Source organism: Achromobacter sp. HZ34 (assembly GCF_002209485.1).
In the GTDB taxonomy this organism is placed as follows: domain Bacteria; phylum Pseudomonadota; class Gammaproteobacteria; order Burkholderiales; family Burkholderiaceae_B; genus Bordetella_C.
Map to the genome: position 1 here is coordinate 206,622 of NZ_NJIX01000010.1, position 24,889 is coordinate 231,510.

At 65.3% G+C, this 24,889-nt stretch carries 23 protein-coding genes; 15 read left to right on the forward strand and 8 right to left on the reverse strand.

Features of this window, described 5'->3' with window-relative positions:
- The first annotated feature begins 45 nt into the window (after positions 1 to 45).
- The 11 genes from CEY05_RS29875 to CEY05_RS29925 all read left to right on the forward strand — a co-directional run bounded on the left by CEY05_RS29875 (position 46) and on the right by CEY05_RS29925 (position 11,329).
- On the forward strand, positions 46 to 642 hold the full coding sequence (locus CEY05_RS29875; RefSeq protein WP_088600910.1) for an energy-coupling factor transporter transmembrane protein EcfT: 597 nt from the start codon (positions 46 to 48) through the stop codon (positions 640 to 642).
- 94 nt (positions 643 to 736) lie between these two features.
- Positions 737 to 1,291 (forward strand): biotin transporter BioY, encoded by a 555-nt coding sequence (locus tag CEY05_RS29880; protein WP_088600911.1) that lies wholly within the window; start codon positions 737 to 739, stop codon positions 1,289 to 1,291.
- 227 nt (positions 1,292 to 1,518) lie between these two features.
- Positions 1,519 to 2,685 carry an ABC transporter substrate-binding protein gene (locus CEY05_RS29885; RefSeq protein WP_088600912.1) on the forward strand — a complete coding sequence of 389 codons (1,167 nt, stop codon included), beginning with the start codon at positions 1,519 to 1,521 and terminating at the stop codon, positions 2,683 to 2,685.
- A gap of 160 nt (positions 2,686 to 2,845) precedes the next feature.
- Positions 2,846 to 3,883 (forward strand): branched-chain amino acid ABC transporter permease, encoded by a 1,038-nt coding sequence (locus tag CEY05_RS29890; RefSeq protein ID WP_088600913.1) that lies wholly within the window; start codon positions 2,846 to 2,848, stop codon positions 3,881 to 3,883.
- A complete protein-coding gene (locus tag CEY05_RS29895; RefSeq protein WP_233161775.1) occupies positions 3,870 to 5,771 on the forward strand; it encodes an ATP-binding cassette domain-containing protein in 1,902 nt (633 codons plus the stop codon). The genes CEY05_RS29890 and CEY05_RS29895 overlap by 14 nt, the downstream gene beginning before the upstream one ends.
- On the forward strand, positions 5,768 to 6,520 hold the full coding sequence (locus CEY05_RS29900; protein ID WP_088600915.1) for an ABC transporter ATP-binding protein: 753 nt from the start codon (positions 5,768 to 5,770) through the stop codon (positions 6,518 to 6,520). Before CEY05_RS29895 ends, CEY05_RS29900 begins: the two co-directional genes overlap by 4 nt.
- Before the next feature lie 151 nt (positions 6,521 to 6,671).
- Positions 6,672 to 7,337 (forward strand): GntR family transcriptional regulator, encoded by a 666-nt coding sequence (locus CEY05_RS29905; RefSeq protein ID WP_088600916.1) that lies wholly within the window; start codon positions 6,672 to 6,674, stop codon positions 7,335 to 7,337.
- Between the two features lie 68 nt (positions 7,338 to 7,405).
- Complete coding sequence (locus CEY05_RS29910) at positions 7,406 to 8,149, forward strand: haloacid dehalogenase type II (protein WP_088600917.1); 744 nt, start codon at positions 7,406 to 7,408, stop codon at positions 8,147 to 8,149.
- A gap of 310 nt (positions 8,150 to 8,459) precedes the next feature.
- Positions 8,460 to 9,248 carry a class II aldolase/adducin family protein gene (locus CEY05_RS29915; protein ID WP_088600919.1) on the forward strand — a complete coding sequence of 263 codons (789 nt, stop codon included), beginning with the start codon at positions 8,460 to 8,462 and terminating at the stop codon, positions 9,246 to 9,248.
- Positions 9,249 to 9,348: 100 nt separating this feature from the next.
- On the forward strand, positions 9,349 to 10,353 hold the full coding sequence (locus CEY05_RS29920) for a tripartite tricarboxylate transporter substrate binding protein (protein ID WP_158219460.1): 1,005 nt from the start codon (positions 9,349 to 9,351) through the stop codon (positions 10,351 to 10,353).
- 82 nt (positions 10,354 to 10,435) lie between these two features.
- The gene (locus CEY05_RS29925; protein WP_088600921.1) at positions 10,436 to 11,329 is read left to right on the forward strand and encodes an amidohydrolase; all 894 of its coding nucleotides are present in this window, start codon (positions 10,436 to 10,438) and stop codon (positions 11,327 to 11,329) included.
- 63 nt (positions 11,330 to 11,392) lie between these two features.
- Here the strand turns inward: CEY05_RS29925 and CEY05_RS29930 are convergent, their stop codons facing one another.
- Together CEY05_RS29930 and CEY05_RS29935 are read right to left on the reverse strand one after the other, a co-directional pair.
- Entirely contained in the window at positions 11,393 to 12,319 is a 927-nt protein-coding gene (locus CEY05_RS29930) for a LysR family transcriptional regulator (protein ID WP_369826018.1), read from the reverse strand.
- 33 nt (positions 12,320 to 12,352) lie between these two features.
- The gene (locus tag CEY05_RS29935; RefSeq protein WP_198952949.1) at positions 12,353 to 13,021 is read right to left on the reverse strand and encodes a helix-turn-helix domain-containing protein; all 669 of its coding nucleotides are present in this window, start codon (positions 13,019 to 13,021) and stop codon (positions 12,353 to 12,355) included.
- 220 nt (positions 13,022 to 13,241) lie between these two features.
- Here CEY05_RS29935 and CEY05_RS29940 point away from each other — a divergent pair, with 220 nt between their 5' ends.
- From CEY05_RS29940 to CEY05_RS29950, 3 genes are all read left to right on the forward strand, one after another.
- On the forward strand, positions 13,242 to 13,676 hold the full coding sequence (locus CEY05_RS29940) for a cupin domain-containing protein (RefSeq protein ID WP_088600923.1): 435 nt from the start codon (positions 13,242 to 13,244) through the stop codon (positions 13,674 to 13,676).
- Between the two features lie 84 nt (positions 13,677 to 13,760).
- The gene (locus tag CEY05_RS29945) at positions 13,761 to 13,961 is read left to right on the forward strand and encodes a DUF3311 domain-containing protein (RefSeq protein WP_088600924.1); all 201 of its coding nucleotides are present in this window, start codon (positions 13,761 to 13,763) and stop codon (positions 13,959 to 13,961) included.
- A gap of 45 nt (positions 13,962 to 14,006) precedes the next feature.
- The gene (locus tag CEY05_RS29950) at positions 14,007 to 15,395 is read left to right on the forward strand and encodes a sodium:solute symporter (RefSeq protein ID WP_088600956.1); all 1,389 of its coding nucleotides are present in this window, start codon (positions 14,007 to 14,009) and stop codon (positions 15,393 to 15,395) included.
- A 58-nt stretch (positions 15,396 to 15,453) separates the two neighbouring features.
- On the opposite strand, the gene CEY05_RS29955 is transcribed toward CEY05_RS29950, so the two are convergent.
- The 6 genes from CEY05_RS29955 to CEY05_RS29980 form a co-directional block, all read right to left on the reverse strand.
- Positions 15,454 to 16,968 (reverse strand): M81 family metallopeptidase, encoded by a 1,515-nt coding sequence (locus CEY05_RS29955; protein ID WP_088600925.1) that lies wholly within the window; start codon positions 16,966 to 16,968, stop codon positions 15,454 to 15,456.
- Positions 16,969 to 17,083: 115 nt separating this feature from the next.
- A complete protein-coding gene (locus CEY05_RS29960; protein ID WP_088600926.1) occupies positions 17,084 to 18,772 on the reverse strand; it encodes an ABC transporter ATP-binding protein in 1,689 nt (562 codons plus the stop codon).
- 32 nt (positions 18,773 to 18,804) lie between these two features.
- Complete coding sequence (locus CEY05_RS29965; protein WP_088600927.1) at positions 18,805 to 19,692, reverse strand: ABC transporter permease; 888 nt, start codon at positions 19,690 to 19,692, stop codon at positions 18,805 to 18,807.
- Between the two features lie 7 nt (positions 19,693 to 19,699).
- The gene (locus CEY05_RS29970) at positions 19,700 to 20,641 is read right to left on the reverse strand and encodes an ABC transporter permease (protein WP_088600928.1); all 942 of its coding nucleotides are present in this window, start codon (positions 20,639 to 20,641) and stop codon (positions 19,700 to 19,702) included.
- A gap of 16 nt (positions 20,642 to 20,657) precedes the next feature.
- On the reverse strand, positions 20,658 to 22,247 hold the full coding sequence (locus tag CEY05_RS29975) for an ABC transporter substrate-binding protein (protein WP_088600957.1): 1,590 nt from the start codon (positions 22,245 to 22,247) through the stop codon (positions 20,658 to 20,660).
- A 136-nt stretch (positions 22,248 to 22,383) separates the two neighbouring features.
- A complete protein-coding gene (locus CEY05_RS29980; protein WP_088600929.1) occupies positions 22,384 to 23,718 on the reverse strand; it encodes a D-serine ammonia-lyase in 1,335 nt (444 codons plus the stop codon).
- 157 nt (positions 23,719 to 23,875) lie between these two features.
- Here CEY05_RS29980 and CEY05_RS29985 point away from each other — a divergent pair, with 157 nt between their 5' ends.
- Positions 23,876 to 24,865: a LysR family transcriptional regulator gene (locus CEY05_RS29985; protein WP_088600930.1), complete on the forward strand. Its 990-nt coding sequence runs from the start codon at positions 23,876 to 23,878 to the stop codon at positions 24,863 to 24,865.
- The last annotated feature ends 24 nt before the right edge of the window (positions 24,866 to 24,889 follow it).

Consider the following 24,889-nt stretch of genomic DNA (forward strand, 5'->3'; position numbering starts at 1 on the left):
AGCGCGAATGATGGCGCCGCTGTACCACGATCGGGAGCATTGCCGATGATGGAGCCGCTTTACCAGGACGGCGCGAGCCGCCTGCATCGCCTGCCGGCCTGGCTCAAGCTGGGCGGGCTGGTGGTGGCGGGTTCCCTGCTGTTCCTGGTGCATCGCCTGGACATCCTGGGCGCGGCTTGCCTGGCCGCCGTGCTGCTGCTGGCATCGACCGGCGTGGGGATGGCCACGGTGTGGCGCCATGTGCGGGGGATGGTGTTGATCCTGGCGGTGCTGGCGGCTTTCACCACGTATTTCAATGGTCATGGGGCGGCGCTGGAGATGGTGCTGCGGGTGGTCGCGCTGGTCGCTTTGGCGCTGGCGGTAACGATGAGCACGCGGACGGCGGATCTGATCGAGGTGTGCGAGCAGGTGCTGCGGCCCTTGGAGAAGCTGGGCTGGATCGATGCTGGCCGCGTAGCGCTGGCGCTGGGCTTGGCCTTGCGCTTCGTGCCGGAGATCTGGCGCAATTACCAGGAGATCCGCGAGGCCCAGGCGGCGCGGGGCCTGGGCAGCCATCCCCTGGCGGTGGTGGTGCCCTTGCTGGTACGCACCCTCAAGCGCGCCGAAGAAGTCGCCGACGCCATCGATGCCCGTGATGGGTAGGAAGGAAAGTGTCGAGGGGCGGAGCCGCTCGACACTCACGCCGACGCTATGACATATACGCAGTAAACCGCTTTTATCAATACTGGGAGTTCTCATGCGCACCCGTAATACCGTGTCCGTCGCCCTGTTCGCGGCCCTGCTGGTGGTTCTCAGCCTGGTGCCCCCCGTTCCCATGCCGGGCGTACCCGTGCCCGTGACGCTGCAGTTGCTGGGCGTGATCCTGGCCGGCTGCATGCTGGGTCCCGTGCGCGGCCCGCTGGCGGTGCTGCTGTACTTGGTGCTGGCCGCCATCGGCCTGCCCGTGCTGCCGGGCGGACGTGGCGGCCTGGGCGTGTTCGCCGGTCCCACCGGGGGCTTCCTGGTCGGCATGCTGGTGGGCTCGGCCGTCTGCGGCGGCCTGGCGCGCCTGCTGGCACCGCGCACCGACAATCCCTTCGTCAGCGTGGTCGGCAATTTCGTCGGCGCCATGGCTTGCGTCGCGGTGGTCTATGCCATCGGCACCCCCTGGCTGGCAGCGGTGACCGGCATCGACAACGGCAAGGCGATGATGGGAATGCTGCCTTTCGTACCGGTCGATGTCGCCAAGGCCGGCGTCGGCGCGCTGGTCGCATACCGGGTCCAGAGAGTCTGGCCCATGAATGGACGCTGAGACCCGGCCGCTGAGACCCGGCCGCTGAGCCCGGCCGCTGAGCCCGGCCGCTGAGCCCGGCCACTGAGCCCGAACGCTGACCCAGCCCTTGCCTGGAAACGTCCACCCGGCCGCCCCCGGCCGCGCCTTATCCCTATAATGCGTTTTTTCCTCAGGCATTGCATTGCATTACGGGGCGCCCGGCCTATGAAGCCGACGCTCGCCCGTTCTAGCGGAGACAACAAAAGATGATCCGGATCAAGCACGTGCGCCAAGCTACGCTGGTGGCGCTTTTCGCGGCCTTGCCGTTGGCCGCGCAGGCCCAGATAAAAGTAGGTGTCACGGTGTCCAGCACCGGCCCGGCGGCTTCGTTGGGCATCCCCGAACGCAACACCGTGGATCTGCTGCCCAAGGAAGTGGCGGGGCAGAAGATAGAGTGGATCGTCCTGGACGACGCCACCGACCTGACCCAGGCGGTGAAGAACATGCGCAAGCTGGTCAGCGAGGACAAGGCCGATGTCGTCATCGGCAGTTCCGCCACCCCCGGCTCCATCGCCATGGTCGACGTCGCCGCGGAAACCGGCACGCCCATGATCAGCGTGGCCGCCAGCGTGAAGATCGTCGATCCGGTGGACGACAAGCGCAAGTGGGCCTACAAGACGCCGCAGAACGATGCCTTGATGGCCGGCGCGCTGGCCGACGCCATGGTCAAGGCCAAGGTCAAGACCCTGGGTTTCATCGGTTTTGCCGACGCCTACGGCGAAAGCTGGCTGGACGAGACGAAGAAAGCCGCCGAGGCCAAGGGCATCAAGCTGGTCGGCGCTGAAAAATACGGCCGCACCGACACCAGCGTCACCGGCCAGATCCTGAAGCTGATGGGCGCCCGCCCCGACGCCATCCTGATCGCGGGCTCCGGCACGCCGGCGGCCCTGCCGCAAAAGGAACTGCGCGCCCGCAACTACGGCGGCATCATCTACCAGACCCACGGCGTGGCCAACGGCGACTTCCTGCGCGTGTGCGGCAAGGACTGCGAAGGCATGATCCTGCCGGCCGGTCCGCTGCTGGTCGCCGCGCAATTGCCCGATGACAATCAGGTGAAGAAGTCGGCCCTGACCTATATCGACGCTTACGAGAAAGTCCACGGCGCCGGTTCGGTCAGCACCTTCGGCGGCCATATGTGGGATGCAGGCCAGCTGGTCGTGGCCGCCATTCCGGTCGCGCTCAAGACCGGCGCGCAACCGGGCACTCCGGCCTTCCGCAAGGCCTTGCGCGATGCGTTGGAAAACGTCAAGGAACTGGCGGTCTCGCAAGGCGTGTTCAACATGAGCCCCACGGACCACGCCGGCTTCGACCAGCGCGCCCGGGTCATGGTGAAAGTGCAGGGCGGCAAGTGGGTCTACCAGCCCGGCCTCTGATTCCGTTTTTCACTCGAATGTCGTTCCCGCGGCGGGCCCTCACCAAACAGGGCCCGCTGCCGCACCGGCCTATGGGCCGGTGAGCTTTTGTCGGGGCCCGCGCGCGGTCTCCGGCATAGCGGGTTTATCGGTCCGCCGCTACGGCGAAGGTTTTACGTCGATGGATTCCTCCATAGCGCTGATCCTGTTGCAGGATGGCCTGGTCAATGGCGCCATCTATGCCCTGCTGGGCATGGCGCTGGTGCTGGTGTTCGCGGTCACGCGCGTCATCTTCATTCCGCAGGGCGAATTCGTGACGTTCGGCGCGCTGACCCTGGCCATGCTGGTGGATGGCAAAGTGCCCGGCACGGTCTATCTGCTGCTTCTGCTGGGCGGCCTGGTGCTGCTGCAGGAACTGCTGCGCGCCGTGCGCAGCGGCCAGTGGCGCGCCTTGCCGCGCACCCTGCTGGCTTGCGTCGTGCTGCCGGTCGCGCTGTTCTGGCTGACGCGCCGCCTGGCCAGCCCGGACACCTCATTGTGGGTGGACATGCTGTTGACCCTGCTGCTGATCGTGCCCATGGGCGGCATGATCCATCGGGTCGTCTACCGTCCGCTGGCCGAGGCCAGCGTGCTGGTGCTGCTGATCACGTCAGTGGCGGTGCACTTCGTGCTGGTCGGACTGGGCCTGGTGTTCTTCGGCGCCGAGGGCTGGCGCACGCCGTCCTTCATCGATGGCCAGATCGACCTGGGCCTGACGTCCTGGTCGGCGCAGAGCCTGTTCGTCATCGGCACCGCGGCCGTATTGATCGCGGCGCTCTGGCTGTTCTTCGGCAAGACCCTGTATGGCCGCGCCTTGCGCGCCACCGCCGTGAACCGGCGCGGCGCGCGCCTGGTGGGCATCAGCAGCGATATGTCGGGCGGCTTGACGTTCACGCTGGCGGCCCTGCTGGGCGCGGTGTCGGGCATCCTGATCGCGCCGCTTACCACCATCTACTACGACACCGGTTTCCTCATCGGCCTGAAGGGTTTCGTCGGCGCCATCATCGGCGCGCTGGCCAGCTATCCCTCCGCGGCTGCCGGTGCCATCCTGGTGGGCCTGCTGGAAAGCTTCTCGTCTTTCTGGGCCAGCGCCTACAAGGAAGTCATCGTGTTCACGCTGATCATTCCGGTGCTGCTGTGGCTGTCCCTGCGCGCGGGTCCCGCGCATGACGAAGAGTGAGCCGGGCCACGCCATGAAAAACCGTATTCCCCTCATCGCCTTCCTGCTGGTCCTGGCCGTGCTGCCCTTGCTGCCGCCGACCCCCGAATTCTGGATCACGCAACTCAACTACATCGGCCTGGCCAGCCTGGTCGTGCTGGGCCTGGTGCTGTTGACCGGCGTGGCCGGCCTGACGTCCTTTGGCCAGGCTGCCTTCGTCGGCATCGGCGCGTATGCCACCGCCTGGCTGAGCACCGCCATGGGATGGTCGCCCTGGCTGACCCTGCCCGCCGCCCTGGCCGCGACCGCGCTGATCGCCTACGTCCTGGGCGCGATCACCTTGCGCCTGTCGGGGCACTATCTGCCCTTGGGCACGATCGCCTGGTGCCTGGCCTTGTTCTATCTGTACGGCAACGTCGATATGCTGGGTCGTTATGACGGCATCGCCGGCGTGCCGGCGCTGGACTTCCTGGGGCTGTCGCTGTCCAGCGGCCGCCATATGTACTACCTGATCTGGCTGCTGGTGCTGCTGGCCGTGTGGGGCACGCGCAATCTGCTCGATTCGCGGCCGGGGCGCGCGATCCGCGCGCTGCGCAGCGGTGCCGGCATGGCCGAGTCGATGGGCGTCAACACCAACGCGTACAAGGTGGCGGTGTTCGTCTACGCCGCGCTGCTGGCCTGCGTGTCGGGCTGGTTGTACGCGCACATGCAGCGCGCCGTCAGTCCCAGCCCCTTCGGCCTGAACTACGGTATCGAATACCTGTTCATGGCGGTGGTGGGCGGTGCGGCGCACGTGTGGGGCGCGGTGCTGGGCTCGGGCATCATCCTGGTGCTCAAGGACCAGATCCAGAACTGGCTGCCGCGCCTGCTGAACACCACGGGCAATTTCGAGCTGATCGTCTTCGGCGTGCTGCTGATCCTGATGCTGCAATACGCGCGCGACGGCGTCTGGCCCATCCTGGCAAATGCCTGGGCGCGCCTGGGCCGCGACACTGGGAGACGCCGTCTTGCGCCGCCGGCCGCGGCGGCGCTGCTGGGCAACCGCGAAAAGGCGGGCGCCGGCGAGCTGGTGCTGGAAGTGGATGCCATCCGCAAGGAGTTCGGCGGCCTGGTGGCGGTGAACGATATCTCCTTCAAGGTACGCGCCGGTGAAATCGTCGGCCTGATCGGCCCCAATGGCGCCGGCAAGAGCACCACCTTCAACCTGATCACCGGTGTGCTGCGGCCTACCAGCGGCAAGGTCGGTTTCATGGGCGAGCGGGTGGACACCTTGTCCGCGCGCGACATCGCCCGGCGCGGTGTTGGCCGCAGCTTCCAGCATGTGCAACTGCTGGCGGGCATGACGGTGCTGGAAAACGTGGCGCTGGGCGCCCATCTGCGCGTCGCTGGCGGCATCTGGTCGGGCGTGTTTCGCACCGATCGCGCCAGCGAGGCGCAATTGCTGCACGAAGCCGCGCGGCAACTGCAACGCGTGGGCCTGGGCGATTACCTGTACGAGCAGGCCGGCAACCTGGCCCTGGGCCAGCAACGTATCGTGGAAATCGCACGAGCGTTGGCCGGCGATCCTACGTTGCTGCTGCTGGACGAACCGGCCGCCGGGCTGCGCTACAAGGAAAAGCAGGCGCTGGCCGAGGTGTTGGAACAACTGCGCGCCGAAGGCATGAGCATCCTGCTGGTTGAACACGACATGGACTTTGTCATGCGGCTGACCAACCATCTGGTGGTGATGGATTTCGGTACCAAGCTGGCCGAAGGGCCGCCCGCCGAAGTGCGCGCCAATCCGGCGGTGCTGGAAGCCTATCTGGGCGGCGTGGACGAAGAACTGGACCTGGCCAGCGGCGCGCCTGGTAATACGACACCCGCAGCGGCGACACCCTCAGCGCCCATGACCCACGGAGAGCCATCATGAACGCCGATGAATTGCTGCGCATCGACGGCCTGAGCGCGCGTTACGGCAAGGTGGCCGCGCTGGGCACGACATCGCTTTCGGTGACGGCCGGCAGCATCGTCACGGTGATCGGCGCCAACGGCGCCGGTAAATCCACCCTGCTCAACGCCATCATGGGCGCCTTGCCCAGCAGCGGACAGGCCAGCGGGTCGGTGCACTACGCCGGCGAGGACGTGTCGAGCTGGCCGGTCGAGCGGCGCGTCGGTGCGGGCATGTCGCTGGTGCCGGAAAAGCGTGAGCTCTTCGCCACGATGTCCGTGGAAGACAATCTGCTGCTGGGCGGTTTTCGCCGCTACCGCGCGCGCGAAGCGGGCTGGCGGGGCACGCTCACCGAAGTCTTCGACCTGTTCCCGCGCCTGTGCGAACGACGTGCGCAGCAGGCCGGTACCTTGTCCGGCGGGGAACGACAGATGCTGGCGGTGGGGCGGGCCCTGATGGCGCGACCGCGCCTGCTGATGCTGGACGAACCCAGCCTGGGCCTGGCGCCCCGCATCGTGCGGGAAATATTCCACATCATTTCGCACTTGCGGCAGAGCGGCGTGGCCATCCTGCTGGTAGAGCAGAACGCCCGCGCCGCCTTGCAGGTGGCGGATCATGGCTACGTGCTGGAAACCGGAGAGGTGGTGCTGGCCGGTCCCGCGCATGAGTTGGCCGACAACCCCCGCGTGGTGGAAAGCTACCTGGGCCTGGGCGGGAACAAGGAAAATTAGTCTGCTGGCCGTTTACTGATGAGCATTCGCGGTTAGTATCAAGCCACGGCAGTACCCGTCTCAGGTTTCACCCCAGGCCCCTGGTTTTGGCCAGGCCGTCCTTTGGGCATGCACCGCCGCCGGGTTCCCGGCGACAAGTCGGAGAATCGCGATGGAAACCCTCGCATCGGCCCGGGCTGGCGTCAAACGTCCTCCCAATCTGCGTGAAAGCGTCTATCAGATGCTGCGTGAACGGATACAGCAGGGTGAGATCGGCCTGGAAGACAGACTGGTCGATCAGGAGATAGCAGGCCGTCTGAACATTTCGCGCATGCCGGTGCGCGAAGCACTGATGCAGCTCAAGAACGAAGGTGCGTTGGAGAGCACGGCGCGCGGCTTCATGCTGCGGCGCTTTACCCCGCGCCAGATGAACGAGGCTTTCGAGGTGCGGCGGCTGGTCGAACCGCCGGCGGCGGTCATGGCCTGCAGGCGTGCCGGCGAGGTCGGCGTACAGAATCTGAAGCAGCAGCTGGAGCTGGCGGAGCAGGCCCATGCGGACCAGGACAATGCGGCATTCCTGCGGCACAAGGCCGGCTTTCGCACTGCCTGGATGGCCATGGTGCCTAATCAGGCGCTGGTGGACACCATCGAACGGTTCTTGGACCATGTGCTCATGGCCCGTCTGCTGACGGTGGCCGACGGCGCCATGCGGGAACAGACCGTGGGATACATGCGCCACATGCACGAAGCCTTCGCGCGCGGCGACGCCGAGGGCGCGCGCGCCAGCGTACTGGCCCAACTGGATGCCATGGCGGAGCGCTACAACGCCACCCTTTGACGTTTGCCGCGGTCAGTTTCTTGTCGGCCGCCCGGCCGTATGCTGAGCACTTCCAAGAGGAGACATGCATGGCACAACAGAACGCGAACGAAGCGCTGGCCGGCAGCGCCCCCATCAAGGCGCTGGTTTTCGACACCTTCGGTACGGTGGTGAACTGGCGCGACACGGTGATCCACGAACTGCGCAATCTTGGCCGCGCCAAAGGCCTGGACGCCGATTGGGTGGCCATGGCCGATGCCTGGCGGGCGGGCTACGCACCGGGCATGGACACGGTGCGTAAAGGCTTGCGGCCCTGGACCAGTGTCGATGTGCTGCATCGCGAACGGCTCGATGTCCTGCTGAAGGAATTCCAGGTGGAGGGGCTGACGGAGGCGGAAAAAGATCATCTGAACCGCGTCTGGCACCGTCTCGATCCCTGGCCCGACAGCGTGGCGGGTCTGCGGCGGCTCAAGAGCAAATACATCATCTCCACCTTTTCCAATGGCAGCGTGCCTTGCCTGGTGAATATGGCCAAGCACGGCGGCCTGCCCTGGGATTGCGTGTTTTCTTCCGACATCGTGCGTCACTACAAGCCGGACGCCGAGATGTACCTTGGCGTGGCCGAATTCCTGGGCCTGCCGACCTCACAGGTGATGGTGGTGGCCGCCCACAATAACGACCTGCGCCATGCGCGCGCCAACGGCTTGCGCACGGGGTATATCCATCGTCCGACCGAATATGGCGTGCACCAGTCCAAGGACTTGCGGGCCGAGGAAGACTGGGACGAGATGGGTGAGGACATCGGCGACTTCGCCACGAAGATGGGAGTTTGACCGGCGCGGCTTTCGGGGCGCGCCAGCGTATGTCCGGGTTTTCCGCTACGCGCACGCAGCGTCTCCCAAAACGGTTTGGAGGGGGCTGCGCTCCCTCTAAACTGCCCCCCAGGGAAGGCGGTGCCTGGCGTAATTGCGTTGAATTCGCGCGACGATTGGAGTTTCCTCAGCCAACTCATTGCGCTGCACCATCGAAGCGGGGGAAACGCCGCTTTCTCGAAAATTCAAAGCCAGGCGCAGGCTGGTGTTTAATCTGTGCGGGTCGGCCGCCAAAGCGCGGCCCGCGTTTTTGCTCTCCGAGAGGTTCGCCATGATGAAGCATGAATTGAAGATTTCCTCGATGCAGGACAAGGTCTCCGAGGCTGAATGGGAAGCCCGGGTCGACCTGGCCGCCTGTTATCGCCTGGTGGCGCACTATGGGATGTCGGACATGGTGGCCAACCATATCTCGCTGCGTGTGCCGGGCGAGGACGGTTCCTTCCTGATCAATGCCTACGGCCTGCTGTATGAGGAAATCACCGCCTCCAGCCTGCTGAAGATCGATCACGACGGCAACATCCTGAGCAAGCCCGATTTCGGCCCGCACCTGTCCTATGGCGTGAACCGTGCCGGCTTCGTCATCCATAGCGCCATTCACGAGGCGCGTCCGGAAGTCGATTGCGTGATCCATACGCATAGCTGGCCGGGCATGGCCCTGTCTTCGCTGGACTGTGGCCTGCTGCCGCTGAACCAGACGTCGATGCGCTTCCTGAAGATCGGTTATCACGATTACGAAGGCGTGGTGCTGGACCTCAGCGAGAAAGAATCGCTGTGCAAGGATCTGGGCAACAACGAGGCGCTGATTCTGCGCAACCACGGCCTGCTGACCGTGGGCCGCACCATAGGCGAAGCCTTCAACTGGATGCACCGCCTGGAACTGTCCTGCCGCGCCCAGTTGGCCGCCATGGCCTGCAACGCGCCGCTGCATTACGTCTCCAAGGAAGTGCAGGAAGCCACCTACAAGCAGTACCAGCCGGGCACCCGCCGGCCCTACGGCCAGATGGAATGGCCGGCCTTGCTGCGCCTGATGGATCGCGTGGATCCTTCCTACCGTACCTGAACGGCATGGCCCGGCGGGGCAGCCCTTGGCACGACGCTGCCAAGGGCGGTTCGCATGACGCACGCCAGATGCGTCGACCATAACAAGCATGGAGTTGACAATGAAGCAGCATGCTCGCGTCCGGCGGACGCTGGCCGGCCTCGTGCCGGCCATCGGTTTCCTTATCGGCGTGGCCGCCATCGCGCCCGCCCACGCCGCCGATAGCTATCCCGACAAGCCGATCCGCCTGGTAGTGCCGTATCCGCCCGGCGGCAACCTGGACATCACCACGCGCGCCATCAGCACGGCCATGGCGCGGATTCTCAAGCAATCCATCGTCGTCGAGAACCTGGGCGGCGCGGGCGGCACGATCGGCGCCAGCAATGTGGCGCGGTCGGCGCCGGACGGCTATACCTTGCTGTCCACCACCATCGTGCCCCTGGTGGTGAATCCGACGCTGGTGCCGGGCACCAAGGTGCGCCTGCAGGATTTCGAGCCGGCGGGCATGCTGGCCGTGGTGCCCTCGGTGCTGGAAGTGCCGGCCCGCGGCAAAAAGAACATCAAGGATTTCGCCGGTTTCATCGCCTATGCCAAGGCGCATCCGCAAGAGCTGTCCGTCAGCCATTCCGGCAATGGCACGACCAATCACATCGCGGCCTTGCTGCTGCAGCGCGACTTTGGCATCAAGCTGACGCTGGTGCCTTATAAGGGCTCGGGCCCGGCCTTGAGCGATCTGTTGGGTGGGCAGGTGGATGCCATGGTCGATCAGTTGACCAGCTCCTTGCCGCAGATACAAAGCGGCAGCCTGAACGCGCTGGCGGTGACGTCGTCGAAGCGGGTGCCGGACCTGCAACAGGTGCCCACGGTGGCCGAGCTGGGCAAGCAGGGCTTCGAGATGGTGACCTATTCCGCCATCGTCGCGCCCAAGGGTACGCCGGTGGCCGTGCGGCAAAAGCTCAACGACGCGCTGGCCCAGGCCGTGGCGGATCCCGCCGTGCAGCATCAGCTGGCGCTGGCCGGCTCGCAGGTGGTGAAGTCCACGCTGGACCAGAGCGTGAAGATCATCGCCGCCGAAGAAGCAAAGCTGCAGCCCTTGATCACGTCGGGTGCGTTGAAGCCCGAGTAACGTTGAAGACCGCGGCCGCGGGCCGCGGCGGCCGCGCCTGCGCGCAGCAACGATTCCAATCTGAAATAAAGCGAGTGAAGACATGACCCGTGCCTGCCTGCCTCCCCATGCCGAGATCACCGCGCCGCGCTTCGTCGCGCCGGCCGGCGCCTGCGACTGCCATGCCCACGTGTTCGGCCCGTACGCGTCCTTTCCGCTGGCGGAAGATCGCAGCTATACGCCGCCGGAAAACGGCGCCGAACGATTCATCGCGCACCTGGACCGGCTGGGCCTGACGCGCGGCGTGCTGGTGACCGCCAGTGCCCAGGGCGACGACAACGGCAATGTGCTGGCGGCCTTGCGCGCCTATCCGGACCGCTTGCGCGCGGTGGCGGTGGTGCGCGCGGAAATCAGCGACGCGGAACTGGACGCCTTGACCGCGGCCGGCGTGCGGGGCGCGCGCTTCAATCTGTACAAACACGAAGGCAAGGCGGTTTATCGCAACGGCGTGGGCCTGGCGGATTTCGAGGCGCTGGCGCCGCGCTTGAAGGCGCGCGGCTGGCATGCGCAGATCTGGGTGCACGCGCCGGACCTGCCTGAACTGTCGCCGGTCCTGTTGAAGCCGGGGATAGACCTGGTGGTCGATCACATGGGCCGCATGAATACCGCGCGAGGCGTGGAGGATTCCGGCTTCCGCTACCTGTGCGAACTGCTGCGCGCCGGGCGGGCCTGGACCAAGATTTCCGGCGCGGACCGCAACACCGCGGGCGGCCCGCCGTATGGGGATATCACGCCCTTTGCCCAGGCGCTGCTGCGGGCCAATCCGCAGCGGGTGGTGTGGGGCACCGATTGGCCGCACATCAATTACTACGAAAACGCCAACATGCCCGATGACGGCGTCTTGCTGAACCTGCTGGGCGAATGGCTGCCCGACGAAGCGTTGCGGCGCCAGGTGCTGGTGGGCAACCCGGCGCGCTTGTATGGATTCAATGAGTGATGTTCGCGCTTGATTTCGGTCGCTGATTTCTTGCGCTGAAATCCATTCCTTGGTTCTTGGAACTCAGGCCGTCGGTCCATCGTCCTGTTTATGCGTGGTCGCCAGGAACTCGAACAGTTCTCCCGCCGCGGGCCGCATTTGCAGGCGGTCGCGTGCGCAGAGGTAGAACTGGCGGGCGGCCCACTCATCCTTCAACGCCACTTTGACCAGGCCCAGCAGGCTCAGGTATGTATCCGCGATGGGCTCGGGCATGATGGCGATGCCCAGGCCTTCGCGCACCATGCGGCAGCGGGCTTCGTAGTTGGCTACCTGGATCTTGACGTTCAGCGGGCCGCTGAGGGTGGGCCCGGCCAGCTCCATGAACGCTTCGAAAGAGTGCCGCGGGAAATAGCCCAGGAAATCGTACGCGCGCGCTTCGTCCAGATACAGTGCCGTGGGGCTGGCTCCTCCTGGCCGCGCCAGCGGATGCCCTTGCGGCAACACCAGCACCACGCGATCCGTGCGATAGGGCAGGGAGAAGACCCCTGGCGCCGGCCCGCTGGCGTGGTAGATGCCCAGGTCGACCTCCTGGTCTGACACCATGCGCGGGATATCGCCGCTATAGGCCTCGACCAGATCGACCCGTGAGCGTGGCACGGCGCACTGGAAGTGGGCGATGTCGCTGGGCAGGAATTCGATGATGGCGGAACGGTTGGCGGCCAGGCGAATCTTGGGAATCCCGTCCGGCGAGAATTCCTCGCACATGTCTTCCAGGGTACGTACGCTCTGCAGGATGGCGCGGGCCTTGTGATACAGCGCGGCCCCGGCAGGCGTGGGCTCGACGCCGCGGTTATGGCGCACCAGCAGCGCCGTGCCCACCTGGCGTTCGAGTTCCGCGATGCGCTTGCTGGCAGCCGATGTCACCAGGTTCTCGCGCTCGCCCGCCTTGGACAGGCTGCGTTCCTCGATGGCGGCGACCAGCATCTGCAGGGCGGATAGATCGATTTTCATGATGCCTTGATGAGAAGGGCAAATACAAAGGGTTCAGGACGAGAGGCCGGTTTGCAGCCTGCGTGCCTGCCCCGGCGTGATGCCGAAATGCGCGCGGAAGGCAGCACCGAATGCAGGTGAACTTTCGAAGCCGGCAATGGCGGCGGCCCGCGTGGGCGAGGTGCCCAAGGTCAAGGCACGCAAGGCCTCGGTCAGGCGCGTCTGTTGGCGCCACTGCCTGAAGCTCAATCCCAACTCCGCACGGAACAGGCGCGCCAGCGTGCGCGGTGACGTGTTCGCGACTTCGCTCCATGCTTCGAGGCTGCGCGTGTCATGCGGTCGCTTGCGCAAGGCCTCGATGACTTTACGCAATCTGGGGTCGCGCGGCAGCGGCAGGCCCAGCGGCAAAGGCGTCGCGCGCGCGATCTCGTCCAGGGCCAGCTCCGCGAGGTGCTTACCGCGGCCCTCGGGCTCCCAGTCCACCGGCTCGGCGCACGCGGCCAGGATCACTTCGCGCAGCAGTCCGGACACGGATATCACTTTGGGCTGGTGGCCCACGCGCCGTGCGGCGTCCTCGGTCAGGAAAAGCTCACGCAGCGCGACGGCCCCATCCATCCCCATCGCGTGCTGTGCGCCCGCGGGCAGGAACAGCGCCGTGGTGGGAGGCACGACATAGCTGGTGTCCAGCGTGTCCAGGCGCATCACGCCTGAAAGGGCATACATCAGCTGTGCTCGCGGATGGCTGTGGAAGCCCGACCAAAGACCCGCTTCGTAATCGCGCGAGAACCCAACCACGGGTCGTGTCGCGGTCTCGAAGGGCTCAATCTCGGCTTGTCTCGTTGGCGACAAAAATTGGCCAGATATCTTCATTGCGCGAGTTTAGAGTAGCCGGACTCCTCCTACAACCAGAGGAGAACTCGATGATTAATAAGGGAAAACACTCATGAGCACAGGACTGTTCACGGAAATCGGCTACGTGAAGGCCGACCAACTGGAAGAGGGGCCGTTAACGCCCGGGCAGGTACGCAAGAAGGCGCTGGAGGCGGGCGAACTCTGGGTCGGCCAGTGTCACGTAACCGCGCTGGATGCCCCCAGCCAGTGGCATCACCACAAGGAGTTCGACAGCGTCATGTTCATGCTGTCCGGCCGGATCCGCGTCGACCATGGCGAACACGGCGAGAAGTCCTTCGAGATCGGCAAGGGCGACTATGCCTATTTCCCGCGCCGGGCGATCCATCGCTGCCAGATTCTCGAAGGTGGCGATGACGTTCATTACGTCTTCGTCCGGGTCGGAGAAGGGGAAACCGTCGTGAATTACGACGGCCCCGGCGCTTACGCTCCGCCCCAGGATGCCTCCGCCCAGGCCAAAGGGGTCTGAACTGTCGGGCCTGAACTGTCGGGCCTGACCGGTAGCACCCCGGTTGTCGCGGCGCCGGGGGAACGAATCGTACAAGGGGAAAAAATGTTCAAGATCCTGCTAGGACTCGTCACGCCATTCGTCGGCGTTCTCGGCGCATTGCCGTGGGTGGTTTCGGTTGGCCGGTCTGTCGGCGGCGTTCCGTTCGCCTATTTCTGGATGTTCACCTGGTTCCTGCTCACCTCTGGTTGCCTCTACCTGTGCTACCGGTGGTTCGACGCGGGTTCGGGCCACGCCGAAGCCTAGTGAGCGCGGCGCGCACAACGCTCAAATCAAGTTAAGGGGATGAATGTGTCAACCGCTATTTTTATCGGCTTCCTGGCGTTTTCGATCGTATTGTCGATGCTGTCCAAGGGCGGCCATGGACGCCAGTCCGCCAAGGATTTTTTCGTCGGCTCCCAGCAGTTCAATGCCGCGCTGGTCTTCTTCCTGTCCGCGGGTGAGATCTACAGCATTACCACCATGGCTGGCCTGCCCGGCGGCATCTACGCCAAGGGGCCGCTATACGGCGTCTGGTTTCTTGGCTATGTGCTGCTGGCGTACCCTGTCGGCTACTTAATGGCTCCCAAAATATGGGAGCTGGGCCGCCGCTACGATGCCACCACGCTACCGGATCTATTTCGAGGCTACTACGACAGCCGTGTCCTGGAGAAAGTGGTGGCAGCGACAGCCATCCTCTTTCTGCTGCCGTGGGGGCAACTGCAATTCACCGGCCTCATGGCCGCGTTGAAGGCATTGGGCTGGCATTTCGATCCGGTTTTTCTGGTCTGCATCGCCGCCGTGCTGGCCTTTCTCTACGTGGCGATCTCCGGCATTCGCGGTTCGGCGTATGTGTCGATATTGAAAGATGTGTTGATGGTCGTGGCCATCGTCGCCGTGGGGGTGGCGGTGGGCCTGGAGGCAGGCGTGCAGCCGGTCTTCGATGCCGCCAGCACGAAGTTCAGCACGACAATGAACACGCAGGACCTGTGCTTCACCATGAGCACGATATTCCTGCAATCGCTGGGGTTCTACGTGCTGCCTTTCAACGTGCAGAACATCTTCACGGCAAAGGGGCCGGATACGCTGCGCCGCAGCCTTATCGGCATGCCGCTGTACATGTTCATGTTTCCCTTCCTGGTGCTGGCTTCGTATTACGCCATCAGCGCCAATCTCAAGCTGACCTCGCCCAATGAAGCCTTCTTCGCCGCCGCGACCAGCGTGCTGCCGAACTGGTCGCTGGGCATCGTCGCCGCTGCCGCTTCGCTATCGGCGCTGGTCGTGCTCGCCGGGGTGTGCCTGTGCATCAGCACCATGTCCACGCGCAACCTGGTGCCCGATCTGCCGGAGTCCAGGCAGAAGGGATGCGCGCGTACGGTGATCATCATCTACCTGCTGTTGTCCATCGTCTTGTCGCTGACGACGTCCAACTTGATGGTGACCTTGCTGAATACCGCCTATAACGGCATCACCCAGTTCTTTCCGGGCGTCATCATCGCGCTGTTTGGCTGGCGCGTCCGCAAGGGCGCCTTGCTGGCGGGGATACTGGCCGGCCAGGGGCTTGCGCTGGTGCTGTATTTCACGCAGCCCCCTTTGCTGGGATTCAGCGCGGGCCTGGTCGCCTTGCTGGCCAACGTCATGGTGCTGCTGTTGGGTGGACGAGTGTCGCAGCAGCGGCTGACCCAAGCCCTTACCCGCTGAAATGGCGGGCGAGCCAGGCTGGGGCCGGCCTGACGCGGCCCGGCCTGGCCAACATCGATTACATGCGCTCGCCGGCCCGTGGCCCGTTGGGTCCGAGTCGCATGTGGGCGGGCAGGTGCTGCCATGGCAATGCGTCGACCGCCATGGGCATGGAGCCCGGTGCGGTCGCCACGATGATCTCCTTGGCGATGGGCGCGAAGTCAGCGCGGAAATGCACCGCGCTCTTCACCACCAATATATCTTGCTCCGTGGGCTCGATACCGACGTAGCGGAACATGGCCTGGTCGGCCATCTGCGCCTTGTTTGTCGCGACCACGACGCGCACATCCTGGATACGCAGGCAGGCCGACGGGCCCAGGTCGAACTTGATGCCGCCATAGAAAGGACCGGTGGCGTCGAACTTGCCGTCGGAAACCTGCTCGATCAGGAATTCTTCTTCCAGCGGGCTGTCGTCGGGCAGGCCGGCATGGCCGCCCAGCGCCAGCTTGATGCGCTGGCCAGCGCCCGCCGCGCAGACCTGGCGCGCCGTTGCGGGATCGACGATCAGCCCGATCGCCGCGCGCTTGGCGCCATTGCGCAGTAGCGCGCGCAGCATGCCCGTGGTGTCCGAGTTACTGCCCGCGCCCGGATTGTCCTGGGCATCGGCGATGACGATGGGACGGCGGGCAGCGCTCCCGGCCGCTTCAGCGGCGCGCATCGCGTACTGCACGGCCTCGTCCGGCTCGTACAACTTGCCGGCGAACCGCGATTCCGATTCGTTTACGGCGCCGGCCAGCTGCTTAACGGCGGCATCGGCGGCTGCCTGCGTGGGCGCATAGGCCCAGACACGTTGGCCGCATTCGGGGAAGTCGGCGGCGGGGAAGCCTTCCACGTAAGAGACATGCGTCGCCACGGATTCCAGTTCGGCCACCTGCCGGTAGAGGCCGCGCGCCGGTTCGATGTCGGTACATTGCCAGCAGATGGGCGTGAGGAAATCGAAGGTCTGGTCGGCCTGGCAGAAGCGCTTGCCGTGCGCCAGCCGCTGGCGCAGGAAGGCGTAGGCGCGGCGGCCGGTTTCCGCCATGTCGACGTGGGGGTAGGTGCGATAGGCCACCAGGCCGTCCGCCATATCCAGCATCTGGCGGGTGACGTTCGCGTGCAGGTCCAGCGAGACCACGACGGGAATGTCGGGGCCGACACAGGCGCGAACGCGGCGCAGCAATTCGCCTTCGCCGTCGTCGAAGCTTTCCACGACCATGGCGCCATGCAGGTCCAGGTATACCGCGTCCACAGGCATCGCGCTGCTGATGCCCGCGACGATCAAGCCGGCGATGCGTTCGAAGGCACCGTCGGTGACGTGGGCCGACGGGCTGGCGGCCGCCCACGTGGTCGGTACCAGGGTAGCGCCGCCGTCCATGGCCGCCTGGGCGAAGCCTGCCGCCGGCAGGTTGGCGCCGGCGATGGCCGGCCACAGCGCCGCCCCCGATGCCAGACTGGGACGGCCCCCGCCCACCACGAAGTCGTTGTACGCGGCCTTGTCGGGCGCAAAAGTATTCGTTTCGTGTTGAAAACCGCCATACGCGATGCGCGTCATGTCACTTTCTCCGCTGGGGTAATGTTGGATATTGCGTTGAAAAGATGCGATAAGGCGTTGCGATGACCATCGCGTCAGCCCATCGTTTCAGAAATGCGCCCCGTCCAGGCCATCGCTAAGCGGCCTGTGCAACGGGTTGAAAGTGTTGGAAATCCCAATGTTTGCCTGGTGCCGCGGAGATCAGGGCCTGCGTATAGGCATGCGATGGCCGTGCCAGGACGTCGCGCGCCGCGCCGGCCTCGACGATGCGGCCGTGTTGCATGACCACCAGCGTGTCGCAGATCTGCGCGGCCACGCGCAGGTCATGCGTGATGAACAGCACGCCGACGCCCACCTTGCGGCGCACGGATTCCAATAGTTCGAGGACCTGCGCCTGCACGGATACGTCCAGGGCCGACACTGCTTCGTCGGCAATCAGCACATCCGGTTCCATTACCAGCGCCCGGGCGATGCAGATGCGCTGGCGTTGGCCGCCGGAAAACTGATGCGGATAGCGCTGCAGTGCGTCGGGCTGCAAGCCGACCAGGTTCAAGGCTTCGGCGGCCTTGGCTATGGCGGCCGCCCGGGGCGTACCGTAGTTCAGCAACCCTTCGATGATGGAGTCGCCGACCCGCCGCCGCGGATTGAGACTGCGATAGGGATCCTGGAACACGATCTGGATGCGCTTGCGCAGGGCGGCCAATGCGCGGCCGTCCAGGTCCGCCAGGTCCTGGCCGTGCAGCTGGATCTTGCCGCTGGACGGCGTGATCAGTTGGGCCACGCAGCGCGCGACGGTCGACTTGCCGGAACCGGACTCGCCCACGACGCCGAGGATCTCGCCATGCCGCAGGCTGAAGGAAATATCCTGCGCGGCTTGCACGCCGCCCTGGCCTTGGCCCGATCGCTTGAGCAGGCGGCCCAGGCCGGACGACAGCCCGTGGCCGCCGTAATGCTTGCCCAGCCCGCGCACGGACAGGATGGTCTTGTCGGCGACGGCTTCGCGCACCTGCGGAATCAGGCTGGGCACCGAAGACACCAGCATGCGCGTGTAGTCTTCACGCGGCTGCGCCAGGATCTGGTCACGGGTGCCGGTTTCCACCACACGGCCGGCGTTCATCACCACGATACGGTCGGCGATCTCGGCCACCACGCCGAAGTCGTGGGTGATGAAGACGACCGCCGTGCCGTGCCGCGCCTGCAACTCGCGTATCAGCGTCAGGATCTGCTTTTGCGTGGTCACGTCCAGGGCCGTGGTCGGTTCGTCGGCGACCAGCACCTTGGGACCGAGGATCAGGGCCATGGCGATCACGATGCGCTGGCGCTGGCCACCGGATAGCTGATGCGGGTAGGACCGGTAGATACGTTCGATGTCCGGCAGATGCACCGACGCCATCATGGCCAGCACGCGTTCGCGCCGCTGGCGCCGGTCCAGCGGCGTGTGCAGCCGCAAGACCTCGTCGATCTGGCGGCCGACCGGCTGCACCGGGTTGAGCGCGGTCATGGGTTCCTGGAAGATCATCGACAAGGTCGATGCGCGCAACGCCCGCATGCGTGCCGGGCTGGCTTGCAGCACATCCTCGCCGTCGACCTCGATGCGGCCGGCTGCCGGATGCAGCGCGGCGCGGTCGATCAGGCCCATGGCGGTCATCGACGTCACGGATTTGCCCGAGCCCGACTCGCCGACCACGCAGACGGTCTCGCCCGCATGGACATCGAAGCTGACATCCTGCACCACCGCGCGTCCGGATTCGCCATGGGCGCCGCGCAGGCGGACGGTAAGTCCGGATACCTTCAGCATGGGGACATTGCCGCCGGGGGATTTCATCGTGGATTCCTTTGCCATGGTTCGGTCCGCCCTCACATGCGCCGCGCCATGCGCGGATCGAGCGCGTCGCGCATGGCGTCGCCCAGGATGTTGACGCTCAGCACGGTCAGCGAGAGCAGTACGCCCGGGTACAGCACCAGGCCGGGAATGAGCTGGAAGTAGGATCTGCCATCGGCCATGATGTTGCCCCATGACGCGACCTCCGGCGGCACGCCGGCGCCGAGGAAACTCAGGATCGATTCAGTGATCATCGCGGACGCGAAGACGTAGGTGCCTTGCACGACCAACGGCGCCAGGGTATTGGGCACCAGGTGGCGCAGCATCAGCTTGGCCGGGCGGGTGCCCAGCGACAAGGCGGCTTCGACATAGGGCTCGTTGCGCACGCTGAGGATCACGCCGCGCACCAGCCGCACGACACGCGGGATCTCCGGTATGGTGATGGCCGCCAGTACCGTGACCAGGCTGGCGCCGGACAGCGCGATCAGGGCGATCGCCAGCAGCACCCCGGGGATGGCCATCATGCCGTCCATGATGCGCATGACGATGGCATCGATCCAGCGGAAGTAGCCGGCCAGCACGCCGATCACCAGGCCCAGTGCCACGCTGGCCAGCGCCGCGCCCAGCCCGACCACCAGCGACACGCGGCCGCCGTAGAGTACGCGGGAGTACACGTCGCGGCCATAAGCGTCGGTGCCCAGCCAATGAGCCGCTGAAATGCCCTTCAGGCGCTGGCCGGGATCCAGCGCCAGGGGATCCACGGTGTGCAGCCACGGCGCCAGCACGGACAGCAGCACGACCACCAGCAGGATCGCGGCCGCCGTCGTGGGGCGGCCATTGAACAGGCGGCGCAGCAGGGTAGGGGCGGCCAGGGCCGCGGCCGGCACGGTGTCCGGTTCGGAGGATGTCGCTGAGATCGTCATAACGTCCTCAATAACGGATGCGGGGATCGAGCACCGTGTACAGGATGTCGATCGCCAGGTTGATCAAGACGTAGATCAGCGCGAACAGCAGTATCAAGGCCTGGATGACGGGATAGTCGCGGCTCAGTACCGCGTCCACCACCAGCCGGCCCACGCCGGGGAAGTTGAATACCGATTCCGTCACCACGACCCCGCCCAGCAGCATGGCGATACCGATGCCGATCACGGTGACGATGGGGACGGCGGCATTGCGCAAGGCATGGCCCAGCAGCACGCCCACTTCCCGCAGGCCCTTGGACCGCGCCGTGCGAATGAAGTCCTCGCCCATCACTTCGATGAGGCTGGTGCGGGTGATACGGGCGATCAGGGCGATGTAGACGGTGCTCAGCGCCAGCGTCGGCAATACCAGGCTGCGGACGAAGGGTCCGACGCCGTCGGACATGGGCTTGTAGCCCTGGATCGGCAGCCAATGAAGATTGACCGCGAATACCAGGATCAACACGTACCCGATGACGAAGACCGGCACGGAAAACCCCAACACCGATCCGGCCATGACCGAACGGTCCAGCAGCTTGCCTTGCCGCCAGGCCGCCACGATGCCCAGCGGCAGCGCCAGCAGCACCGACACCAGGATGGTCGACAGTGTCAGCGCGATGGACGGGCCGGCGCGATCGGCGATCATGGAGGTCACCGACGCGCCCGACAGCAGGGACACGCCCAGGTCGCCGCGCAGCAACTGGCCCAGCCAAAGGAACAATTGCAAGTACATCGGCTGATCCAGTCCCATGGTGTGGCGGATCTGTTCCAACTGCTCCGGCGTGGCCGAGTCGCCCGCGATGATCGCGGCCGGATCTCCCGGTGTCAGCCGCAGCATCGCGAACACGATGACCGCGACCATCGCCAACACCGGTATCGTCGCCAACAGCCGCCGCGCGATGAATGAAATCATGGCGGTTCCCCTGGTGTCAGTTGGCGGACTTGCTGATGCCCCAGAATACCGAGATCGGTCCGCTCACCGGTTTGGACAAGGTGCTGCGGTAGCCGGTCGGTACGGTGAACTGCCCCATGGGCAGCAGCACCCCCTCGTCGATCACCATCTGCTGGATCTGCGTGGCGAGCTTGCGCTGTTCATCGGCGTTGCCGGCCAGCGCGAACTGCATGCGCAGCTTTTCGATGGCCGGAACATCAGGCCAGCCGAACCAGGCGCCCTTGCCGTTGGCCGCCACGCCGAAGGCGCGCAGGGGATCGATGACGTCGGCCATCACATTGTTGGTGGAGAAGATATTCCAGCCACCCTTGTCCAGCGGCGCCATCGACGCGCGGCGCGTTACCAGGGTCTGCCAGTCCATGGCTTCCAGCTTGACGTTGAAGCCCGCCTTGCGCAGCGCCTGCGCGATGATGATGGGCTGGGCCTTGACCGTGCCCAGGTCGGTGGGCTGCAGGATGGTCACCGGCTGGGTCTTCGGATCGTAGTGTGCTTCCTTGAGCAGGGCCTTGGCCTTCTCGATATTGCCCTTGACCGTGACGTCCGCGCCGGCGTCGCTTTCATAGGGCATGCCGCAGCCGAAGATCGCGGGGCAGGTCCGGTAATACTTGGGATTGCCCACCAACGCCTGCAGCACTTCCTTCTGGTCCACGGCATACATCGCGGCTTGGCGCACCAGCTTGTTGTCGAAGGGCGGGTTGAGGAAGTTCATGCGCATGACGGTCTGGTTGCCGGTCGGATCCAGGACGTCCAGCTTTACGTCGGGCTGGTTCTCGACCAGGGGCAGCATGTCGTACGGGACCTGCTCCATGTAGTCGATTTCGCCGCTGGCCAGCGCGTTCACCGCGGTCATCGGGTCGGGCATCGTCACCCATTTGACGCGATCGACCTTGACCACCTTGCCGCCGGCGGTGCCGCTGGGCGGCTCGGAACGGGGCACGTAGTCCTGGTTCTTCTCGAATACGATCTGCACCCCTGGCTTGAATTCCGCGGTGACCATCTTGAAGGGCCCCGAGCCGATGTATTCCTTGATGGCTTCCGTGGCCGGCGTCTTGGCGATGCGTTCCGGCATCATGAACGGCGGCACGCCGCTGGTCTTGGCCAGCGCGCGGATCGCCAGGTCGGTCGGCGCGGAGAAGCTCATGGAAAAATGATTCGCGTCGATCGCCTGCATGCCGGTCATGAGCTGCGTCATGATCTGGCCCATCTTGTCCTGGGTGGCCCAGCGCTTGATCGATGCCACGCAGTCGGCCGCCGTCACGGGCGCGCCGTCTTGCCATGTGAGACCTGGGCGCAACGTGAAGGTGTAGGTCTTGCCATCGGCGGAGACGTCCCATTTTTCCAGCATCTGCGGGTGTATCTTGCCGTCCACGTCGGTACCCAGCAGGGTATCGAAGATCATGTAACCGAAGTTGCGCGTGATGTAGGCCGTGGTGATGATCGGGTCCAGCACCCGGATGTCCGACTGCATTACCGCGGTGATCGTGGTCGCCGGCGTGGCGGCCCTGGCCGCGGGCAAGGCGGTGGCCAGGGTGCCGGCGAACGCCAGTGCTGCACAGATGCGCAACATGGAAAAGCGGCTACGGGAAATCATGCTGCCCATGGTCTTACTCCCTTGTTCATTGTTGAAATAAGCCGCCTTGCCGAATCGAGTCGGCAAGCGCGGTTGGCCCGGTCAGCGGCCCGGCCAAGCGCCGCCCTTCTGCTCAGGCGCGCGCCGGACCTGCGGCGCGGCCGCGCGCCAGGAAACCCTGGAATTCTTGCGCGGGTACGAATCTCCCGCCGGTGCTCCACACGATGTGTGTGCTGCGTGCCAGGTCATCGCTCGGTACTTGCGCGCGCAAGTACGCCGCGCCTGCGGGATCCGACAACAGCATGCGCGGACCGCTCAGTGCCGATGCGGCGGATGGTTCGACCTGCAGGCCCAGCGTATCGTGCAGGGCCGCCAGGTCGGCGAACAAGGTGGCGTCAGCTGTGGTGGCGACGCCGGCGATCAGGTGGCGCATCTGGGCATAGGCGAGTTCGGACGCCACGGGCACCGCCAGGCCATCGGCCTCGGTGACGTTGTCCATGCCGACGTCGTACACGCTGATGCCGGGGCGGTCCGGATGACGCATGCGGGTAAGGAAGCAGGCCGCCGCCGTCGGCTCCAGGAACCAGCAGTGCACGGCATCGCCAAATACCTGTTTCAGGCCGAAGGCGATGCCAGCGGGCGCGCCGCCGACGCCACAGGGCAGGTAGACGAACAGAGGATGGCGGGCATCGACGGCCATGCCCTGCGCCTGCAACTGGTCGCGCAGCCGCAACGCGGCCACGCTATAGCCCAGGAACAGGGTCAGTGAGCGTTCGTCGTCGACAAAATGCGCGCGTGCATCGCTGGCTGCGGCTGCGCGGCCGGTTTGCACGGCCGCGGCATAATCGCCGGCATGCTCGATCACCTCCACGCCGTGCGAGCGCAGCTTGTCTTTCTTCCACTGCCTGGCTTCGGCGGACATATGCACCGTGGCCTTGAAGCCCAGGGCCGCGGCCATGATGCCTATGCTCATGCCCAGGTTGCCGGTCGAGCCGACCGACACGGTGTGCTGTTCGAATACGCGCCGCGCGGGCGCATCGGCCAGGGTGGCGTAGTCGCCGCCGGCCTGGATCAAACCGTGCTGCAGGGCCAGGCGCTCGGTGTAGGCCAGGACTTCGTAGATGCCGCCGCGCGCCTTGATGGATCCCGCCACCGGCAGGTCGTGGTCGGCCTTGACCAACAGCCGCCCCCAGGCCTGGCGGATGTGCGTGTCGTGGATTCCCAGCAGTTCTTCAGCGTGCCGCGTGGACACCGGTATGAGTTGGGATTCGATCAGGCCTTCCGCGCCGCCCACTTCGGGAAACAGGCGCACCAGCAGCGGGGCGAAGCGGGCGAGGCGGGCTTGCGCGTCTTCGACATCGGCGAGACCGATGCCGGCGTGGGCCAGCGCATTGGATGCCGGCCGAAGATCCGGATTTACCCAAAGCTCCGCCATCGGAGCCTTCTGGCTGCCGTCGCCCTGCTGCATGGTGTTCCCTTGTATCGTTGGATCGCGCCGAGCTCTGCAGTGGTGTTCTGCACTATGGTGCCGCACGAGTGGTATGGCGGTCATGATGGGCGGAGAGGGCGTTGGTGCACAAATCATTTATATTAAGAGCCTCATTAGTCTGGCTAATAGGAGCAAGATGCTTTCCGCTTCCCTGCTTGTCTGGCTGCGCGCTTTCGACGCCGCCGCGCGGCATAACAGCTTCACGCTTGCAGCGGAAGAACTTCACGTCACGCAGGGGGCCATCAGCCAGCAGGTCAAGCATCTGGAAGATTGGCTGGGTACGCCGCTGTTCCAGCGGGGCAAGCGACAGCTGGTCCTGTTGCCGCATGGCGTGCGGCTGAAAGTGGCGGTAATGGAGTCCTTCCAGATCCTGGAGCAGGTGGTGACGTCGATGCGGCCGCCGGCGCGCCAGCCCGTGCTGCGCCTGAATTGTTCGCCCTCGTTCGCCATGCAGTGGATCACCCCGCGCATCGGCGACGTGCTTGCCGAGAATCCTGACCTCTCCTTGCGTGTGTTCGGCGAGTTCCACGCTTTGAATCGTAGTCGCATGACGCAGGAACATATCGAAGCGGCGGTGCGCTTCGACCTGGGCGGTTATGAAGATGTACGCGCCGTATCGTTTCTGGACGAATGGCTGCTGCCCGTGGCGTCTCCCGAGTTTCTTGCTGGTCATCCGGAGATACGTGAGCCGGAAGATATCCCCGTGGCGTTGATGCTGCACGACGAGCTGCCTTGGGACAGCGCGGCCGACCATGAGGAGTGGAACCGGTGGCTGAGGCTGGCCGGCGCGCCCGTGCCCGATGTGCATACCGGGCAGCACTTCAATTTGTCGCTACTTGCCGTGAATGCCGCCATCAGCGGCCAGGGCATTGCCATCGGCCGCATGGCCATCGTGATGGATGCCTTGACGAGCGGGCGCCTGGTGCCCGTCTTGCCGGTGGCGGTGGCCGCGGGAGCGTCCTATCACTACGTCAGCCTGGACGCGGGCAATGCGCGTGTGGCTGCAGTGGAGAGGTGGCTGAAGCAGGAAAGCGTGGCATTTCTCCGGCAGCGGCAGGACTGGTTCCGCCGCAACAAGGTGGTGCAGCGCAAGGGCAGCGGCAAGGCGAGCCTGTCCGCGGCATAGCGGGCCCACGCCACCCAATGCAAA

Coding starts and splice junctions, on each gene's coding strand:
- CEY05_RS29875 (WP_088600910.1), top strand. CDS start 46: ATGATGGAGCCGCTTTACCAGGACGGCGCGAGCCGCCTGCATCGCCTG.
- CEY05_RS29880 (WP_088600911.1), top strand. CDS start 737: ATGCGCACCCGTAATACCGTGTCCGTCGCCCTGTTCGCGGCCCTGCTG.
- CEY05_RS29885 (WP_088600912.1), top strand. CDS start 1,519: ATGATCCGGATCAAGCACGTGCGCCAAGCTACGCTGGTGGCGCTTTTC.
- CEY05_RS29890 (WP_088600913.1), top strand. CDS start 2,846: ATGGATTCCTCCATAGCGCTGATCCTGTTGCAGGATGGCCTGGTCAAT.
- CEY05_RS29895 (WP_233161775.1), top strand. CDS start 3,870: ATGACGAAGAGTGAGCCGGGCCACGCCATGAAAAACCGTATTCCCCTC.
- CEY05_RS29900 (WP_088600915.1), top strand. CDS start 5,768: ATGAACGCCGATGAATTGCTGCGCATCGACGGCCTGAGCGCGCGTTAC.
- CEY05_RS29905 (WP_088600916.1), top strand. CDS start 6,672: ATGGAAACCCTCGCATCGGCCCGGGCTGGCGTCAAACGTCCTCCCAAT.
- CEY05_RS29910 (WP_088600917.1), top strand. CDS start 7,406: ATGGCACAACAGAACGCGAACGAAGCGCTGGCCGGCAGCGCCCCCATC.
- CEY05_RS29915 (WP_088600919.1), top strand. CDS start 8,460: ATGATGAAGCATGAATTGAAGATTTCCTCGATGCAGGACAAGGTCTCC.
- CEY05_RS29920 (WP_158219460.1), top strand. CDS start 9,349: ATGAAGCAGCATGCTCGCGTCCGGCGGACGCTGGCCGGCCTCGTGCCG.
- CEY05_RS29925 (WP_088600921.1), top strand. CDS start 10,436: ATGACCCGTGCCTGCCTGCCTCCCCATGCCGAGATCACCGCGCCGCGC.
- CEY05_RS29930 (WP_369826018.1), bottom strand. CDS start 12,319: ATGAAAATCGATCTATCCGCCCTGCAGATGCTGGTCGCCGCCATCGAG.
- CEY05_RS29935 (WP_198952949.1), bottom strand. CDS start 13,021: ATGTATGCCCTTTCAGGCGTGATGCGCCTGGACACGCTGGACACCAGC.
- CEY05_RS29940 (WP_088600923.1), top strand. CDS start 13,242: ATGAGCACAGGACTGTTCACGGAAATCGGCTACGTGAAGGCCGACCAA.
- CEY05_RS29945 (WP_088600924.1), top strand. CDS start 13,761: ATGTTCAAGATCCTGCTAGGACTCGTCACGCCATTCGTCGGCGTTCTC.
- CEY05_RS29955 (WP_088600925.1), bottom strand. CDS start 16,968: ATGACGCGCATCGCGTATGGCGGTTTTCAACACGAAACGAATACTTTT.
- CEY05_RS29960 (WP_088600926.1), bottom strand. CDS start 18,772: ATGAAATCCCCCGGCGGCAATGTCCCCATGCTGAAGGTATCCGGACTT.
- CEY05_RS29965 (WP_088600927.1), bottom strand. CDS start 19,692: ATGACGATCTCAGCGACATCCTCCGAACCGGACACCGTGCCGGCCGCG.
- CEY05_RS29970 (WP_088600928.1), bottom strand. CDS start 20,641: ATGATTTCATTCATCGCGCGGCGGCTGTTGGCGACGATACCGGTGTTG.
- CEY05_RS29975 (WP_088600957.1), bottom strand. CDS start 22,247: ATGTTGCGCATCTGTGCAGCACTGGCGTTCGCCGGCACCCTGGCCACC.
- CEY05_RS29980 (WP_088600929.1), bottom strand. CDS start 23,718: ATGCAGCAGGGCGACGGCAGCCAGAAGGCTCCGATGGCGGAGCTTTGG.
- CEY05_RS29985 (WP_088600930.1), top strand. CDS start 23,876: ATGCTTTCCGCTTCCCTGCTTGTCTGGCTGCGCGCTTTCGACGCCGCC.